The 15,486-nt window shown below is 70.4% G+C and carries 14 protein-coding genes; 4 read left to right on the plus strand and 10 right to left on the minus strand.

What is annotated here, in order from left to right; translation table 11 throughout:
* Positions 1–12 precede the first annotated feature (12 nt).
* The 10 genes from ALIDE2_RS20505 to ALIDE2_RS20550 form a co-directional block, all read right to left on the minus strand.
* The gene (locus ALIDE2_RS20505) at positions 13–654 is read right to left on the minus strand and encodes a DsbA family protein (protein ID WP_013723032.1); all 642 of its coding nucleotides are present in this window, start codon (positions 652–654) and stop codon (positions 13–15) included.
* Entirely contained in the window at positions 651–911 is a 261-nt protein-coding gene (locus ALIDE2_RS20510; protein WP_013723033.1) for a DUF1289 domain-containing protein, read from the minus strand. Before ALIDE2_RS20510 ends, ALIDE2_RS20505 begins: the two co-directional genes overlap by 4 nt.
* Positions 908–1,402 carry a YbaK/EbsC family protein gene (locus ALIDE2_RS20515; protein ID WP_013723034.1) on the minus strand — a complete coding sequence of 165 codons (495 nt, stop codon included), beginning with the start codon at positions 1,400–1,402 and terminating at the stop codon, positions 908–910. Before ALIDE2_RS20515 ends, ALIDE2_RS20510 begins: the two co-directional genes overlap by 4 nt.
* Before the next feature lie 5 nt (positions 1,403–1,407).
* Positions 1,408–2,322, minus strand: coding sequence for a hydroxymethylglutaryl-CoA lyase (locus tag ALIDE2_RS20520; protein ID WP_013520575.1), 915 nt, complete (start codon positions 2,320–2,322; stop codon positions 1,408–1,410).
* A 285-nt stretch (positions 2,323–2,607) separates the two neighbouring features.
* Positions 2,608–3,528 (minus strand): 2-hydroxyacid dehydrogenase, encoded by a 921-nt coding sequence (locus ALIDE2_RS20525; protein WP_013723035.1) that lies wholly within the window; start codon positions 3,526–3,528, stop codon positions 2,608–2,610.
* 37 nt (positions 3,529–3,565) lie between these two features.
* Positions 3,566–5,587, minus strand: a complete 2,022-nt coding sequence (locus ALIDE2_RS20530; RefSeq protein WP_013723036.1) for an acetyl-CoA carboxylase biotin carboxylase subunit — start codon at positions 5,585–5,587, stop codon at positions 3,566–3,568.
* Positions 5,588–6,307, minus strand: a complete 720-nt coding sequence (locus tag ALIDE2_RS20535; RefSeq protein WP_013520578.1) for a DUF4126 domain-containing protein — start codon at positions 6,305–6,307, stop codon at positions 5,588–5,590.
* A 21-nt stretch (positions 6,308–6,328) separates the two neighbouring features.
* The gene (locus ALIDE2_RS20540; RefSeq protein WP_013520579.1) at positions 6,329–7,108 is read right to left on the minus strand and encodes an enoyl-CoA hydratase/isomerase family protein; all 780 of its coding nucleotides are present in this window, start codon (positions 7,106–7,108) and stop codon (positions 6,329–6,331) included.
* 10 nt (positions 7,109–7,118) lie between these two features.
* Complete coding sequence (locus ALIDE2_RS20545) at positions 7,119–8,723, minus strand: carboxyl transferase domain-containing protein (RefSeq protein ID WP_013723037.1); 1,605 nt, start codon at positions 8,721–8,723, stop codon at positions 7,119–7,121.
* Positions 8,720–10,441 carry an AMP-binding protein gene (locus ALIDE2_RS20550; protein ID WP_013723038.1) on the minus strand — a complete coding sequence of 574 codons (1,722 nt, stop codon included), beginning with the start codon at positions 10,439–10,441 and terminating at the stop codon, positions 8,720–8,722. The genes ALIDE2_RS20545 and ALIDE2_RS20550 overlap by 4 nt, the downstream gene beginning before the upstream one ends.
* Before the next feature lie 145 nt (positions 10,442–10,586).
* On the opposite strand from ALIDE2_RS20550, the gene ALIDE2_RS20555 reads away from it, so the two are divergent.
* The 4 genes from ALIDE2_RS20555 (at position 10,587) to ALIDE2_RS20570 (ending at position 15,416) form a co-directional block, all read left to right on the plus strand.
* Positions 10,587–11,645 (plus strand): AraC family transcriptional regulator ligand-binding domain-containing protein, encoded by a 1,059-nt coding sequence (locus tag ALIDE2_RS20555; protein WP_013723039.1) that lies wholly within the window; start codon positions 10,587–10,589, stop codon positions 11,643–11,645.
* Between the two features lie 59 nt (positions 11,646–11,704).
* Positions 11,705–12,370, plus strand: coding sequence for a glutathione S-transferase family protein (locus tag ALIDE2_RS20560; RefSeq protein WP_013520583.1), 666 nt, complete (start codon positions 11,705–11,707; stop codon positions 12,368–12,370).
* An 87-nt stretch (positions 12,371–12,457) separates the two neighbouring features.
* On the plus strand, positions 12,458–14,071 hold the full coding sequence (locus ALIDE2_RS20565) for a GMC family oxidoreductase (RefSeq protein WP_013723040.1): 1,614 nt from the start codon (positions 12,458–12,460) through the stop codon (positions 14,069–14,071).
* Positions 14,072–14,216: 145 nt separating this feature from the next.
* Complete coding sequence (locus tag ALIDE2_RS20570) at positions 14,217–15,416, plus strand: ABC transporter substrate-binding protein (RefSeq protein WP_013520585.1); 1,200 nt, start codon at positions 14,217–14,219, stop codon at positions 15,414–15,416.
* Positions 15,417–15,486: the final 70 nt, after the last annotated feature.

Genomic DNA, 15,486 nt, shown 5'->3' on the forward strand with positions numbered 1-15,486 from the left:
CCTGCCCGCCATTCAACCCCCGAGTCCTTGCGGCACGCTTGCAGCGCGCTCCCAGTGCTGGTCGAACCACGCGTCGCCGTCCAGGCAGGCGCGCAGCATGGGCAGGCTGTCCAGGCCCCAGAACAGGCGGCCCTCCACCTCGAACGCGGGCACGCCGAACACGCCGCCCGCGGCCGCCGCCTCGGTGTTCTCGCGCAGCAGGCGCTTTGCGCGCTCGGGGGCGTCCTCGTCCTGGCGCAGCTGGTCGGCCAGGGCGGCGCGCAGCGCATCGAGCCGCGCCGGGTCGAGCGCGTCCGCCCCGCCCTGCCACACGTGGCGCAGGATGGTGCCGGCGACGAAACGGTTGACGAAGCCGTCGCCGCTGCACTCCAGCGCCAGGCGCAGCAGCGGCAGCGGCGGGAAGGGGTGGCGCGCGGGCATGTCCAGCCCCACGCCCAGGCTGTGGCCCAGCCAGCTCACGTGGCGGTAGGTCCATGCGCGCTTCGGCGCTATGCCCGCGGGGCCAGGGTTGGTGTGCTGCTTGAGCAGCGCGCCCAGCAGCACGGGCCTGTAACGCAGGTGGTAGGACAGCCCCTCCAGCGCCTGGGGCAGGCGCTCGAAGGCCAGCCAGGCATAGGGCGAAACGAAGTCCAGGTAGAAGGTGATTTCTTTCATTCCAGTTCCTCGGGAAGCGCCAGGCCCGCGCGGCGCAGGGCCGCGGCCCAGATGGCGCGGCGCTGGCCGTTGCCCGCCTGCGACCAGGCGCGTATGTCGTCCAGGGTGCGGAAGCACCCCTCGCAGTGGCTGCGGTCGGGCGCCATGCGGCACACGGACACGCAGGGCGACGGCACCGACTCTTCGGACTTCAAGCCAAATTGGCCTGCAGCGCTTATCTGGAAAGCGCGATCAGCTAGCATTTTTGCGGCACTCATTCCTGCACCACGTCGACCACGGGCGCGCCGGTGAGCGCCTCCAGATCCTGCGGGCGCAACTGGAACACGCCGTGCGGGTGGCCCGCGGCGGCCCAGATCACGCCGAAGCGGAACAGCTCCCGGTCGATCAGCGTGACGGGCGCGGTGGCGTGGGCCACGGGCGAGACGCCGCCGATGGAGAAGCCCGTCCTGGCCTTGACGAACTCCGCATCGGCGCGGCCCGTCTTGCCCACCAGTGCGTCCACCTTCTTTTCATGAACGCGCCGGTCGCCCGAGGTGATGACGAGCACGGCCGCGTCGTCGCTCTTGCGCCGGAAGATGATGCTCTTGGCGATCTGCCCCACGGCGATGCCCAGGGCGTCGGCCGCCTGCTGGGCGGTGCGCGCCGCGTCGTCGAGCATCACCGGCATGTGCGGGTGGCCCGCCGCCTGCAGGGCAGCGGCCACGCGGCGCACGCCCTCGGGCAAGGCTTGCAGTTCAGCACCGCACATGGCCGTCACCCCGCCCGCTTGTTGAGCAGCGCCACCGCTACGCGCGACTGGGGCTTGCGGCCCAGGAAGTCGCTGATGTAGGCGCCGGCATCGACCAGCCGGTCCAGGTCGATGCCCGTCTCTATGCCCATGCCGTGCAGCATGTAGACCAGGTCCTCGGTCGCCACGTTGCCGGTCGCGCCCTTGGCGTAGGGGCAGCCGCCCAGGCCCGCCACCGAGGACTGGAAGTTCCAGACCCCCAGCTCCAGCGCGGCCAGCGTGTTGGACAGCGCCTGGCCGTAGGTGTCGTGGAAGTGGCCCGACACGTCGTCGATGCCGAAGTGCTTGAGCGTCGCCTCGATGGCGCGCTGCACCTTGCGCGGCGTGCCCACGCCGATGGTGTCGGCCACGTCCACGCGCTGCACGCCTATGCCCTTGAGCAGGCCGGCCAGGTAGGCCACGCGCTCGGGCGCCACCTCGCCCTCATAGGGGCAGCCCACGGTGCAGCTCATGGCGCCACGCACCTGGATGCCCGCGGCGCGCGCGGCTTCGACCACGGGGGCGAAGCGCTCGATGCTCTCGGCGATCGAGCAGTTGATGTTCTTCTGGCTGAAGGCCTCGCTGGCCGCGCCGAAGACCACGATCTCGTCGGGCTTGTCGAGCACGGCCGCCTCCCAGCCCTTCAGGTTGGGCGTGAGCACCGAGTAGCGCACGTCGCTCCTGCGCGCGATGCCGGCCATGACCTCGTGGTTGTCGGCCATCTGCGGCACCCACTTCGGAGAAACGTAGCTCGTGACCTCGATCTCCTTGAGGCCCGCGTCCTGCAGGCGGTGCACCAGGCCGATCTTGACGTCGGCCGGCACGGGTTGCTTCTCGTTCTGCAGCCCGTCGCGCGGGCCCACGTCGATGAGCTTGACTCGGGTGGGGATGTTCGGGTTCATGCTGTCTCTCCTTTGTTTAAGAACGTGTTTACGATCTCTTCATGTTGCCCGCAAGGCGGCAGAAAGCCGCAATCCAGGCGCGTGCCGCAGGCCATGCTGGCGGCCTGGACAAGGCGCGCAACGACGAGTGCGGCTTTTTGCTGCCTTGCCCGAAGGGTTGCCCCGCAAAAACAGCGTCTGCGGCGTTGCAAATCCTCGCCGGGCCACCAGCCCGGCTGCGCTTTGCGCCTTGCAGCCAGGCCCAAAGCGGGGCAACGGGCTCCATGAAAAGATCGTAAACACGTTCTAATAACCGCGTGCCGCATCGACGATGCCCGCGACGGGCTCGCCGCGCTGCATCGCCGCGATCTTGCCGGCGATCTGGGCAATGCTTTCGTCGCGCAGCGTGCGCGCCGAGGTGTGGGGCGTGAGGGTGATCCGCGGGTTGTTCCAGAACGGGTGGCCGGCGGGCAGCGGCTCGGTGCGGAACACGTCCAGCGTCGCGCCCGCCACGTGGCCTTCGTCGATCAGCGCGAGAAGGTCCTCGTCGACCAGGTGCGCGCCGCGCGCGACGTTGATCACGTAGGCGCCGGGCATGAGGCGCGAGAGCGTGCCGCGGTCCATGATGTTCCGCGTCCCGGGCGTGAGCGGCAGCAGGTTCACGAGCACGCGGCTCGCGGCCAGGAAGCCGCCAAAGCCTTCCGCGCCGCTGAAGCAGCGCACGCCTTCGATCCGCTTGGGGCCGCGGCTCCAGCCCATCACCGGGAACTCGAACTGCGCCACCGCGCGCGCCACGCGCTCGCCCAGCACGCCCAGGCCCATCACGCCCACGGGGAAGTCCTGGCGCAGGCGCGGCCTGCGGTAGCCCCAGCGGCCGGCGCGCATGTCGGCCTCGTAGCCGTCGAACTCGCGGAAATGCCGTATCAGCGCATGGCAGACATACTCGGCCATCTGCACGGCCATGCCCGCGTCGTCCAGGCGCACCACGGGCAGGGCAGGCGGCAGGCGCAACCCGAGCAGCGCGTCCACGCCCGCGCCGATGTTGAACAGGGCCTTGAGGCCCGGCTGCTCGTCGATGAACCGCTGGGGCGGCGCCCAGACCACGGCGTAGTCGGCCTGGGGCGCGCCCGGCTGCCAGGCGCTGACGTGGGCCTGGGGCAGCGCGGCGGCCAGGCCCTGCAGCCAGGGCTCGGTCTTGGTGTCGGTACAGCAAAAAGTGATCTTCATGACGCCCGAGCGTACCGCGCCCCCGGCCCCGCCGCCGTCAGGCGGCGGAAAGCCTGAGCAGTTCCGCGCCTTCCGTCACCTGGTCGCCGGGCGCGTAGAGCAGCTCGGCCACCACGCCGTCGGCGGGCGCGGCGATGGTGTGCTCCATCTTCATGGCCTCCATCACCGCCAGGGCCTGGCCCTTGGCCACCTTGTCGCCGGCCTGCACGGCGAACGACACCACCTTGCCCGGCATGGGGGCCGTCAGGCGCCCGCCCTCGCTGGCGGATTCGCCGGCATGGGCCAGCAGGTCCAGCGCCTCGATGCGCGTGGCGCCGCGCGGCGTGAAGATGTGGTCGGTCTCGCCCTGGGCATGGACCACAGCCTGCGTGCGCTGGCCCGCGTACTGCAGGTCCATGCCGCCGCCCGCCGCCGGCGCGAAGGCCAGCGGCCCGTGCACGGCGGCCTCGCCCTCGCCCACCTCCAGGCCGTAGCCGCCGTCCCGCTCGTAGGTCAGCCAGGCCTTGGCGTGCTGGCCGCCGAAGTCGAACTCGAAGCGGCGCCGGCACGGGATCAGCGAGCGCCAGCCGTCGCGGCGGCTGAACGGGTCGGCGCCCTGCCCGGCCTGCTCGCGCTGCAGCTGGCTGGCCACGGCGGCGGCGGCGGCCAGCGGCAGGCCCACCTTCTCCTGGCCGAACAGCACGGCCTCCTCGCGCTGGATCAGCGCGGTATCGAGCCGGGCCCGCGCGAAGGCATCGCTGCCCGCCACGTGGCGCAGGAACTGCACGTTGGTGGCCAGCCCCACGATGTGGGTCTGCGCAAGGGCATCGTCCAGCCGCGCCAGCGCCTGCTCGCGCGTGTCGCCATGCACGATGAGCTTGGCGATCATGCTGTCGTAGAACGGGCTGATGGCGTCACCCTCGCGCACGCCATCGTCCACGCGCACCATGCTTCTTTCAAAGCTGGTGCAGGCGGGCTTGCGGTACACGTCGAGCCGGCCCGTGGCGGGCAGGAAGTTGTTGTCGGGGTTCTCGGCGCAGATGCGCGCCTCGATGGCATGGCCGGTGATCCTCAGCTCGTCCTGGCGCTTCGGCAGCGGCTGGCCGCTGGCCACGCGCAGTTGCCATTCCACCAGGTCCTCGCCCGTGATGGCCTCGGTCACCGGATGCTCCACCTGCAGACGGGTGTTCATCTCCATGAAATAGAACTTCATGGCCTCGGGCTGGTCGTAGCCGCCCGGCTGCTCGACGATGAACTCCACCGTGCCCGCGCCCACGTAGCCCACGGCCTTGGCTGCGGCCACCGCGGCCTCGCCCATCTTCTGGCGCAGCTGCGGCGTCATGCCCGGCGCGGGGGCCTCCTCCAGCACCTTCTGGTGGCGCCGCTGCACGGAGCAGTCGCGCTCGAACAGGTAGACGCAGTTGCCCTGCGTGTCGCCGAACACCTGGATCTCGATGTGGCGCGGGCGCAGCACGTATTTCTCGACCAGCACCGCGTCGTTGCCGAAGCTGTTGATGGCCTCGCGCTGGCAGGACGCCAGCGCGGCCGCGAAGTCCTCGCTTTTCTCGACCAGGCGCATGCCCTTGCCGCCGCCGCCGGCGCTGGCCTTGATGAGCACGGGGTAGCCTATGGCGTCGGCCTCGCGCTGCAGCAGCTGCGGGTCCTGGTCCTCGCCCTGGTAGCCCGGCACCAGCGGCACGCCGGCCTTGGCCATCAGGCGCTTGGACTCGGCCTTCAGGCCCATGGCCGAGATGGCGCTGGCGGGCGGGCCGATGAAGACCAGGCCGGCGCTCTGGCAGGCCTTGGCGAAGTCCTCGTTCTCGGACAGGAAGCCGTAGCCGGGGTGGATGGCCTGGGCGCCCGTGGCCTTGGCGGCCTCGATGATGCGCTCCCAGTGCAGATAGCTGTCCTTGGGCGCGCTGGCGCCGATGTGCACGGCCTCGTCGCACGCGGCCACGTGCTTGGCCTGGGCGTCGGCGTCGGAGTAGACGGCCACGGTCTTCACGCCCATGCGGCGCGCGGTGGCGGCGACGCGGCAGGCGATCTCACCGCGGTTTGCAATCAGGATCTTGTTGAACATTCAGGCCACCTTGGCAGAACCAGAAAACAGGGAGGAAACGCGCCGCAGCACGGCGCGCAGGAACTTGAACAGCACCACGAGCAGCAGTGCCGAGAGCAGCAGCACCACGGCGAGGGCGAGGCCGAACGCGAGCGGGTGCTGCGTGGCGAGCCAGACCACGCCCACCACCAGGCCGTCCTCCAGGAACGAAAGCCCCCAGTTGGAGAACGGCTCGGGCGAGGTGTTGGCCGCCGCGCGCGCCGTCATCTTGGTGGCCAGCGCCGCGGCCGACAGCGAGCCGCCCAGCAGCCCCGCGGCCACGGCCATGCTGGCGTCACTGGCGCCGAACACGCCGGCCGCCAGCAGCGCGCCGGCGGGCACGCGGATGAAGGCGTGCACGGCGTCCCAGGCGCTGTCGAGCCAGGGCACCTTGTCGGCGAAGAACTCCACCACCAGCATGAAGCCGCTGGCCATGAGCACCGCCGGGTGCTGCAGCACCGCCAGGGCCGGCGGCAGCGCCAGCCACCCCAGGGCGCCCATGCCGCCCACGATGAACACCACGGCATACAGCCGCACGCCGCTGGCCCAGCCCAGGGCCGCGGCCAGGGCCAGCAGGCCGGGCATGTCCAGCTGCTGCGTGGCGCGCGCGGCCCCGTCGGCCACCGCCTGCGCGGTGCCCGCATCGACGTGCAGGCCCACGCGGTGGAGCCACTGCACGATCTGGGACCAGAGGGCGTCCATGGCGGCAGCCGGCGGCGATGATCAGGCCAGCCAGGAGGGCTTGCGCTTTTGCAGGAAGGACTGCACGCCCTCGCGCCCCTCGCTGCTCGCGCGAATGTCGGCGATGCCCTCGACCGTGGCGGCGATCAGGCCGGCGTCGATCTCGCGCCCGGCGACTTGAAGCACCAGGCGCTTGGCGGCGCGCATGGCGTTCGGGCTGCCGCTGGCCAGTGCCTTGACCAGGGCGTCCACCCTGGCATCGAGCTGGTCGGGCGTCACCACCTCGTGCACGAAGCCGATGCGCAGCGCCTCCTGCGCGTCGAAGCGCTCGGCGGTCAGGAAGTAGCGGTGCGCCGCGCGCGCGCCCATGGCGCGGATCACGTAGGGGCTAATGGTGGCGGGGATCAGGCCGATCTTCACCTCGGACAAGCAAAAGCCCGCCGTGTCCGCGGCGACCGCCATGTCGCAGGCCGCGACCAGGCCCATGCCGCCGGCATACACGTCGCCCTGCACGCGGGCGATCGTGGGCTTGCCGCACTCATAGATCACGCGCAGCATCTCGGCGAGCTTGCCTGCATCGGCAAGGTTCTCCTCGCGCGTGTAGTCGGCCATGCGGCGCATCCAGTTCAGGTTGGCGCCGGCGCAGAAGGCCGGGCCCTCGGCGGCCAGCACCACGGCGCGCACGTCCTCGCGTGCGCCCACCTCGCGGAAGGCGGCGGTGATCTCGGCGATGACCTCGTCGCTGAAGGCGTTGCGCACCTCGGGCTGGGTCAGGGTGATGGTGGCGCGGTGGCCTTCGTAGCGTATGGAAAGAGCGCTCATGGATTCCTCCTTACATGCGGAACACGCCGAACTTCATGTCCGGGATGGGCGCGTGGCGCGATGCGGCCAGCGCCAGCGCCAGCACGCGGCGCGTGTCGGCGGGGTCGATGATGCCGTCGTCCCACAGGCGGGCCGTGGCGTAGTAGGGGTGGCCCTGCTTCTCGTACTGCTGGCGGATGGGGGCCTTGAAGGCTTCCTCCTCCTCGGCGGACCAGCTGCCGCCCTTGAGCTCGATGCCGTCGCGCTTGACGGTGGCCAGCACGCTGGCCGCCTGCTCGCCGCCCATCACGCTGATGCGCGCGTTGGGCCACATCCAGAGGAAGCGCGGGCTGTACGCGCGGCCGCACATGCCATAGTTGCCGGCGCCGAAGCTGCCGCCGATGATGACGGTGAACTTGGGCACGTTGGCCGTGGCCACGGCCGTGACCATCTTGGCGCCGTGGCGCGCGATGCCCTCGTTCTCGTACTTGCGGCCCACCATGAAGCCGGTGATGTTCTGCAGGAACACCAGCGGGATCTTGCGCTGGCAGCACAGCTCGATGAAGTGCGCGCCCTTCTGCGCGCTCTCGCTGAACAGAATGCCGTTGTTGGCCACGATGCCCACGGCCATGCCCTCGATGCGCGCGAAGCCGCAGACCAGCGTAGTGCCGTAGCGCGCCTTGAACTCGTCGAACGCGCTGGCGTCCACGATGCGGGCGATGATCTCGCGCACGTCGAAGGGCTTGCGCGTGTCGGCGGGGATCACGCCGTAGAGCTCCTCCGCTGCATATTTGGGAGCTTCCGGGGCAGTATCCGCGGGCGCCGCAGGCCGGTTTCTATTCAAATTGGCCACGGCGGCGCGCGCCAGCGCCAGCGCGTGCAGGTCGCTTTGCGCCAGGTGGTCGGCCACGCCGGACAGGCGCGTGTGCACATCGCCGCCACCCAGGTCCTCGGCCGTGACGACCTCGCCCGTGGCGGCCTTCACGAGCGGCGGGCCGCCCAGGAAGATGGTGCCCTGGTTCTTGACGATGATGGTCTCGTCGCTCATCGCGGGCACGTAGGCGCCGCCGGCCGTGCAGGAGCCCATGACCACGGCGATCTGGGCGATGCCCTGCGCGCTCATGTTGGCCTGGTTGTAGAAGATGCGGCCGAAGTGGTCGCGGTCGGGGAAAACCTCGTCCTGGTTGGGCAGGTTGGCGCCGCCCGAATCGACCAGGTAGATGCAGGGCAGGTGGTTCTGCTCGGCGATCTCCTGCGCACGCAGGTGCTTCTTGACGGTGACGGGGTAGTAGGTGCCGCCCTTCACCGTGGCGTCGTTGCACACGACCATGCAGTCGATGCCGCTGACGCGCCCTATGCCCGCGATCAGGCCGGCGCCGGGCGCGTCGTTGCCGTACATGTTGAGCGCGGCCAGCGGCGCGATCTCCAGGAACGGCGTGCCGGGGTCCAGCAGCATCTCCACGCGCTCGCGCGGCAGCAGCTTGCCGCGCGCCACGTGCTTGGCGCGCGCGGCCTCGCCGCCGCCCTGGGCCACGCGCTCGACATGCTGGCGCAGATCTTCCACCACGGCGCGCATGGCGGCGGCGTTGGCCTGGAAGTCGGCCGAACGCGGGTTGAGTTGGGATTCGAGGATCATGCTGTCTTGCCTTCCTGTAGGCCGAGTTCGTCCTTCATGGCGTCTCGGATCTTGAACTTCTGGATCTTGCCGGTCACCGTCATCGGGAAGCCCGTGACGAAGCGGATGTAGCGCGGCACCTTGTAGTGTGCGATCTGGCCTTTGCAGAAGGCGCGTATGTCGTCCTCGGTGGGGTTGGTGCCGGGCTTGGCGATGATCCAGGCGCACAGCTCCTCGCCGTACTTCTCGTCGGGCACGCCCACCACCTGCACGTCCTGCACCTGCGGGTGGCGGTAGAGGAATTCCTCGATCTCGCGCGGGTACAGGTTCTCGCCGCCGCGTATCACCATGTCCTTGATGCGGCCGACGATGTTCACGTAGCCCTCCCCGTCCATGGTGGCCAGGTCGCCCGTGTGCATCCAGCCATCGGCGTCGATGGCCTCGCGCGTCTTCTCGGGGTCGCCCCAGTAGCCGTGCATGACCGAGTAGCCGCGCGTGCACAGCTCGCCGCGCCCGCCGCGCGGCACGACGGCGCCGGTTTCGGGATCGACGATCTTCACCTCCAGGTGCGGCTGCACCCGGCCCACGGTGGACACGCGCTTTTCCAGGGGGGTGTCGGTGTCGCTCTGGCAGCTCACGGGGCTGGTCTCGGTCATGCCGTAGGCGATGGTCACCTCGGCCATGTGCATGTCCGCCTGCACGCGCTTCATGACCTCGATCGGGCAAGGCGAGCCGGCCATGATGCCGGTACGCAGCGTGGAGAGGTCGAACTCGGCGAAGCGCGGATGGTCCAGCTCGGCGATGAACATGGTGGGCACGCCGTGCAGGCCCGTGCAGCGCTCGGCCTGCACCGTCTCCAGCACGCGCAAGGGGTCGAAGCCGTCGCTGGGGTAGACGATGGTGGCGCCATGCGTGATGCAGGCCAGGTTGCCCAGCACCATGCCGAAGCAGTGGTACAGCGGCACGGGTATGCACAGCCGGTCGGCGGGCGTGAGCCGCATGCACTCGCCGATGAAGAAGCCGTTGTTCAGGATGTTGCGGTGCGTGAGCGTGGCGCCCTTCGGGAAGCCCGTGGTGCCGCTGGTGAACTGGATGTTGATCGGGTCGGTGTGCTTCAGCGTGGCGCCGATGGCCGCGACGCGCGCGTCCTGCGCGTCGCCGCGCGCCATCAGCTCGGAAAAGCGCAGCGCGCCGGGCTGCTCCCCGCCCTCGCCAGCCACGTCTATCCACACCACGCTGCGCAGCGTGGGCAGGCGCCTGGCCGCCAGCAGAGCAGGCGCGCACAGCGCCATCTCGGGCGCCAGCTCGCGCAGCATTCCGAGGTAGTCGCTGGTCTTGAAACTGGGCATGGTGACCAGCGCCTTGCAGCCCACCTTGTTGAGCGCGTACTCCACCTCGGCCGTGCGGTAGGCCGGGTTGATGTTCACCAGGATCAGGCCAACCTGCGCCGTGGCCAGCTGCATCAGCACCCATTCGGCGTTGTTGTGCGACCAGATGCCGATGCGGTCGCCCGGCGCGAGGCCCAGGCCCAGCAGCGCGCTGGCCAGGCGCAGGGACTCCCGGTGCAGCTCGGCATAGGTGTAGCGCAAGCCCTGGTGGCGGCTGACCAGTGCCTCGTGGTCGGGCTGGCGGCGCGCCATGCCGGCGAAGAAATCACCCAGCGTCTGCTCGATCAGCGGGGTGCCGGTGGCGCCACGCGCATGGCTCGGCGCAGCCGATGAGGGGTGGACGGACTCCATGGGGCTTGTCTCCTGGTCGGCGTGGACCGCGGGCGCGGTCCGTTGAGAATCAGCCCGACAGCATACGCCGCAGGCTTGGCCGGGGGATGGTCCGCATGGGTCAGAAAGGTTGCAAATCGCGCCACGTAAATGCAGACTCCGGGCCATGACCGAAACCCACCGCACCGCATCCCGCGCACGCGCGCCCACGGCCGCCACGCCCATGGCCTTCGTGCAGGCCATCGTGCGCGCCTACGCGGCGCGCGGCATGGATGCGTCGCGGGTCCTGGAGCAGGCACAAATCACGCCAGCCGATGCACTGGACGCCGCGGCCCGCATCACGAGCCAGCAGATGGAGCAGCTCTCCGCCGGCGCCATGCGCGAGCTCGACGACGAGGCCCTGGGCTGGTTCTCGCGCCGCCTGCCCTGGGGCAGCTACGGGATGCTGGCGCGCGCCTCGCTGAGCGCGCCCACGCTGGGGCTGGCGCTGGCGCGCTGGTGCCGCCACCACGCGCTGCTGACGGACGACGTCCTGCTGCACCTGACGAGCGAGGGCGGGCGCGCCCGGCTCGCCATCTCCGAGCAGCGCGACCTGGGCGGCCTGCGCGAGTTCTGCCTAGTGTCCATGCTGCGCAACGCGCTGGGCCTGTCCAGCTGGTTCATCGACTCGCGCTTGCCCATGGCGGCGGCCGAGTTCCCCTTCGCCCCGCCGCCGCATGCGCCGGCCTACGCCGTGCTGTTCGACGGCCCCACGCGCTTCGGGGCCGCCCAGGCGGCCGTGTACTTCGACGCCCGCTACCTGGCGCTGCCGCTCACGCGCGACGAGGCCGCCATGCGCCAGATGCTGCAGCACGCACTGCCGCTCATGGTGCGCCAGTACCGGCGCGACCGCCTGCTAGTGCAGCGCGTGCGCCAGCTGCTGGCCGGCGCGCCCGACGCCGCGCACAACGCCCACGCGCTGGCCGACCGGCTGCACGTCTCCACGCGCACGCTGCACCGCCAGCTCAAGGAGGAAGGCGCGTCGCTGCAGGCGCTCAAGGACGAGGTGCGCAAGAGCCGCGCCATAGAGCTGCTGCGGCGTACCCGCCGCCCCGTCAAGCAGGTGGCCGAGGCCTCGGGCTTCGCGAGCGAGAAGAGCTTCATACGGGCCTTCCGCGGCTGGACGGGACAGTCGCCCGCGGACTTCCGGCGCCATGGCGCATGGCCCGATCGGTCACCTGCATGACGCGGATTGCGCGGCCCCTGCGCCGACAATGCCCGCAGCGACACTTCCTCCCATCACCCATGATCGAGCTATACCACTGCGTCAGCGCCCGCTCCTTCCGCCCCCTGTGGATGCTGGAGGAACTGTGCGTCCCCTACCGCCTGCGCATGCTGCCCTTCCCGCCGCGCGTGCATGCGCGGCAGTACCTCGAGGACAACCCGCTGGGCACCGTGCCGCTCATGAAGGATGGGGCCACGCGCATGACCGAGTCGGCCGCCATGTGCCAGTACCTCGCGGCGCGCCATGGCGACGGGCGCCTGGACGTCGCCGCGGGCGACCCGGCCCACGGCAGCTACCTCAACTGGCTGCACATGAGCGATGCGACGCTCACCTTCCCGCAGACGCTGGTGTTGCGCTACACGCACTTCGAGCCCGCCGAGCGCCGCCAGCCCCAGGTGGCGCAGGACTACGCGCGCTGGTTCCTCGCGCGGCTGCGCGCCGTGGACGCGGCCGTGCAGCAGGGCGGGTTCCTGTGCGCCGGCCGCTTCACCGCCGCCGACGTGGCCGTGGGCTATGCGCTGCAGCTCGCGCAGCACCTGGGCCTGGCCAGAGAGTTCCCGCACGCGGTCGCCGGCTACTGGCAGCGGCTGCAGGAGCGCCCGGCCTTCGAGCGCGCGCTGCAGGCGCAGCACCGGGCCGCGCTGGAGCAGGGCGTGGACCCCACGCCGTCACCCGATCTGCGCTAAGCACGCTCTTCTGCACGAATCGCCCCGCCGGGGTAAGCTGCGCGGCGCCGTGCGGCGCGCCCGCGCCCGGTTTGGTACAGGACCGACATGAGCACTCCCGATACCTTCGACTACGTCATCGTGGGCGCCGGCATGGCCGGCTGCCTGCTGGCCCACCGCCTGAGCGAGGACGGGCGCCACAGCGTGTGCCTGCTGGAATCGGGGCCGCCGGACCGCAGCCCCTTCATCCACATCCCGGCCGGCTTCATCAAAGTGGGCTACGACCCGCGCTACACCTGGGACTTCGAGACCGCGCCCGGCGAGGGCACGGCGGGCCGGCGCGTGACCACGCGGCTGGGGCGCACGCTGGGCGGGTCGAGCGCGATCAACGGCTTCAACTACACGCGCGGCACGGCCCGCGACTACGACGGCTGGGCGGCCCAGGGCAACCCGGGCTGGAGCTACGACGAGGTGCTGCCCCACTTCCGGCGCACCGAGCGGCGCATCGGCGGCGGCGACGAGCCGCACCGCGGGCATGACGGCCTGCTGCCCATCACCGACTGCGACTGGCGCCACCCGCTGTGCGATGGCTTCATCGCCAGCGCCCACGCGCTGGGCATAGGCCCGGCGGGCGACTACAACCTGGGCGTGCAGGAGGGCGCGGGGTACTACCAGCGCTGGATCCACAAGGGCCGCCGCGTGAGCGCGGCGACGGCCTTCCTCAAGCCCGTGCGGGCGCGCGCCAACCTGCAGGTGCGCACGGGCGCGCACGCCACCTCGGTCCTGTTCGAAGGCCGCCGCGCCGTGGGCGTGCAGGTGCTCATGCAGCCGGGCAACGCGCGGCATACGGTGCGTGCGCGGCGCGAGGTGATCCTGTGCGCGGGCGCCATCAACAGCCCCAAGCTGCTGCAGCTCTCGGGCGTGGGGCCGGCCGACTGGCTGCACGGCCTGGGCGTGGCGCCGGTGCACGTGCTGCCCGGCGTGGGCCGGCGGCTGCAGGACCACTTCATGGTGCGCTCGGTGGTGCGCGTGCAGGGCGCCACCACTATCAACAGCACGGCGCGCGGCTGGCGCCTGGGGCTGGAGATCGCCAAGTGGGCCATGGGCCGGCCCAGCGTGCTGGCCATCAGCCCGTCGGTGGCCTATGCGTTCGCGGCCTCGCGGCCCGGGCTGGACGCGGCGGACCTGCAGTTCCACTTCTCGCCGGGCAGCTACGCCTCGGGCATCGCGGGCCGGCTCGACGGCTTTGCGGGCATGACGCTGGGCTTCTACCAGATGCGGCCCGCGAGCCACGGCCACGTGCGGGCGCTCTCGCCCGACCCGCTCGAATCGCCGGAGATCCAGCCCGCCTACATGGCGCGCGAGGAAGACCGGCGCGTGGTGACCGACGGCCTGCGGCTCACGCGCCGCATCCTGCACGCGCCCCCGCTGCTGCCCTACGTGCTGCGCGACGAGGCACCGCCCGCCGAGGCAGTGAGCGACGAGGATCTGCTGGAATACGCGCGCCAGCGCGGCGGAACGGCCTGGCACTTCATGGGCACCTGCCGCATGGGGCCGGCGCAGGACGCGTCGGCCGTGGTCGATGCGCAGCTGCGCGTACACGGCCTCGAAGGCCTGCGCGTGGCCGATGCCTCGGTGATGCCGGCCATGCCCTCGGGCAACACCGGCGCCCCCACCATGATGATCGCGGAGAAGGCGGCGGACATGCTGCTGCGGGCGTAGCTGTCAGCACCAACTGTACCTGTCCCAATGGGTACAGCAGGCTTACAGTAGGCGCTCGCATGCTGCTCCGCTCCACGGACGGAGCCGGCGGCGGGCACAGATGGATCACCAGATCCGCAGCAATGGCGACAACAGGAGACACGCAATGACAGGCATTCGTCGGATAGCCCAGGCCGCGACCGCGGCACTTTCACTGGCATGCGCCTTCACGGCCCAAGCGCAGGACGTCATCAAGATCGGCTACACGGCCGACCAGTCCGGCAGCGGCGTGGCCGAGCTGGGCATCGCCGGGCGCTGGGGGTTCGAGGCCGCCATCGAGGACGTCAACAAGGCCGGCGGCATCCTGGGCAAGAAGGTGGTCGGCGTGATCCGCGACGACCAGGGCACGCCGCCGAAGGCCATCCAGACGGTGCAGGACCTGCTCGACAGCGAGAAGGTGCAGGCCCTGGTCGGCCCCGCCAACTCGGGCAACGCGCTGGCGTGGCTGCACATTCCGCAGCAGAAGAAGATCCCCGTGGTGGTGCCCATCGGCACGGCCACCGAGATCACCACGCGCTACGCCAAGGAGCCGCAGAACTACCTGTTCCGCATCTCGATGGTGGACCGCGAGCAGGTGTCGCTGCTGGCTGCCTATGCGGTCAAGGCGTCCAAGGGCAAGAAGATCGCCGTGCTGGCCGACTCCACGGGCTACGGCCAGGGCGGCATCAAGGACGCGACCGAGGTGCTGGCGCTGCACGGCGTCAAGCCCGTGGCCGTCGAGAAGTACGGCCCCAAGGACACGGACATGACCTCTCAGCTCAACAAGATCAAGGCCGCGGGGGCCGACACCGTGATCATCTACGGCATCGCCGACGGCGCCGCGCAGGTGGTGCGCAGCATGGAGAAGATCAACTACATGCCCATCACGCTGGGCACCTGGGGCAACCTGAGCTCGCTGTTCCCGAAGATGACCGGCCCCAAGCTGTCCGAGCACCTGATCATGGCCGCGTCCACCACCGAGGACACGTCCGACAAGACCAAGTCCCTGGGCGAGCGCGTGCGCAAGAACTTCGCGGCGCTGACGTGCTTCCCCTGCGCCGCGCAGGCCTACGACTCGGTGATGCTGCTGTCGGCAGCGATGAAGCAGGCCAACACCACCGACGGCGAGAAGGTGGCCGCCGCGCTGGAGAACCTGAGCGGCGTGAAGGGCGTCATCAAGACCTACGACAAGCCCTTCAGCAAGACCATGCACGAGGGCCTGCACGTGGGCGACTTCTACCTCGCGCGCTGGAAGAACGGCACCGAGGTGCAACGCTTCCAGGACGACGTCTACAAGTCCATCACACCCGCCGATCTCAAGCAGTGATCTGAAAACAGGAGCTGCTCGCGCTTGTCCAACAAGAGTTTCAGCATGAAAGACATCTGAAACACTTGCC

This window comes from Alicycliphilus denitrificans K601 (genome assembly GCF_000204645.1).
GTDB classification, from domain to species: domain Bacteria; phylum Pseudomonadota; class Gammaproteobacteria; order Burkholderiales; family Burkholderiaceae_C; genus Alicycliphilus; species Alicycliphilus denitrificans.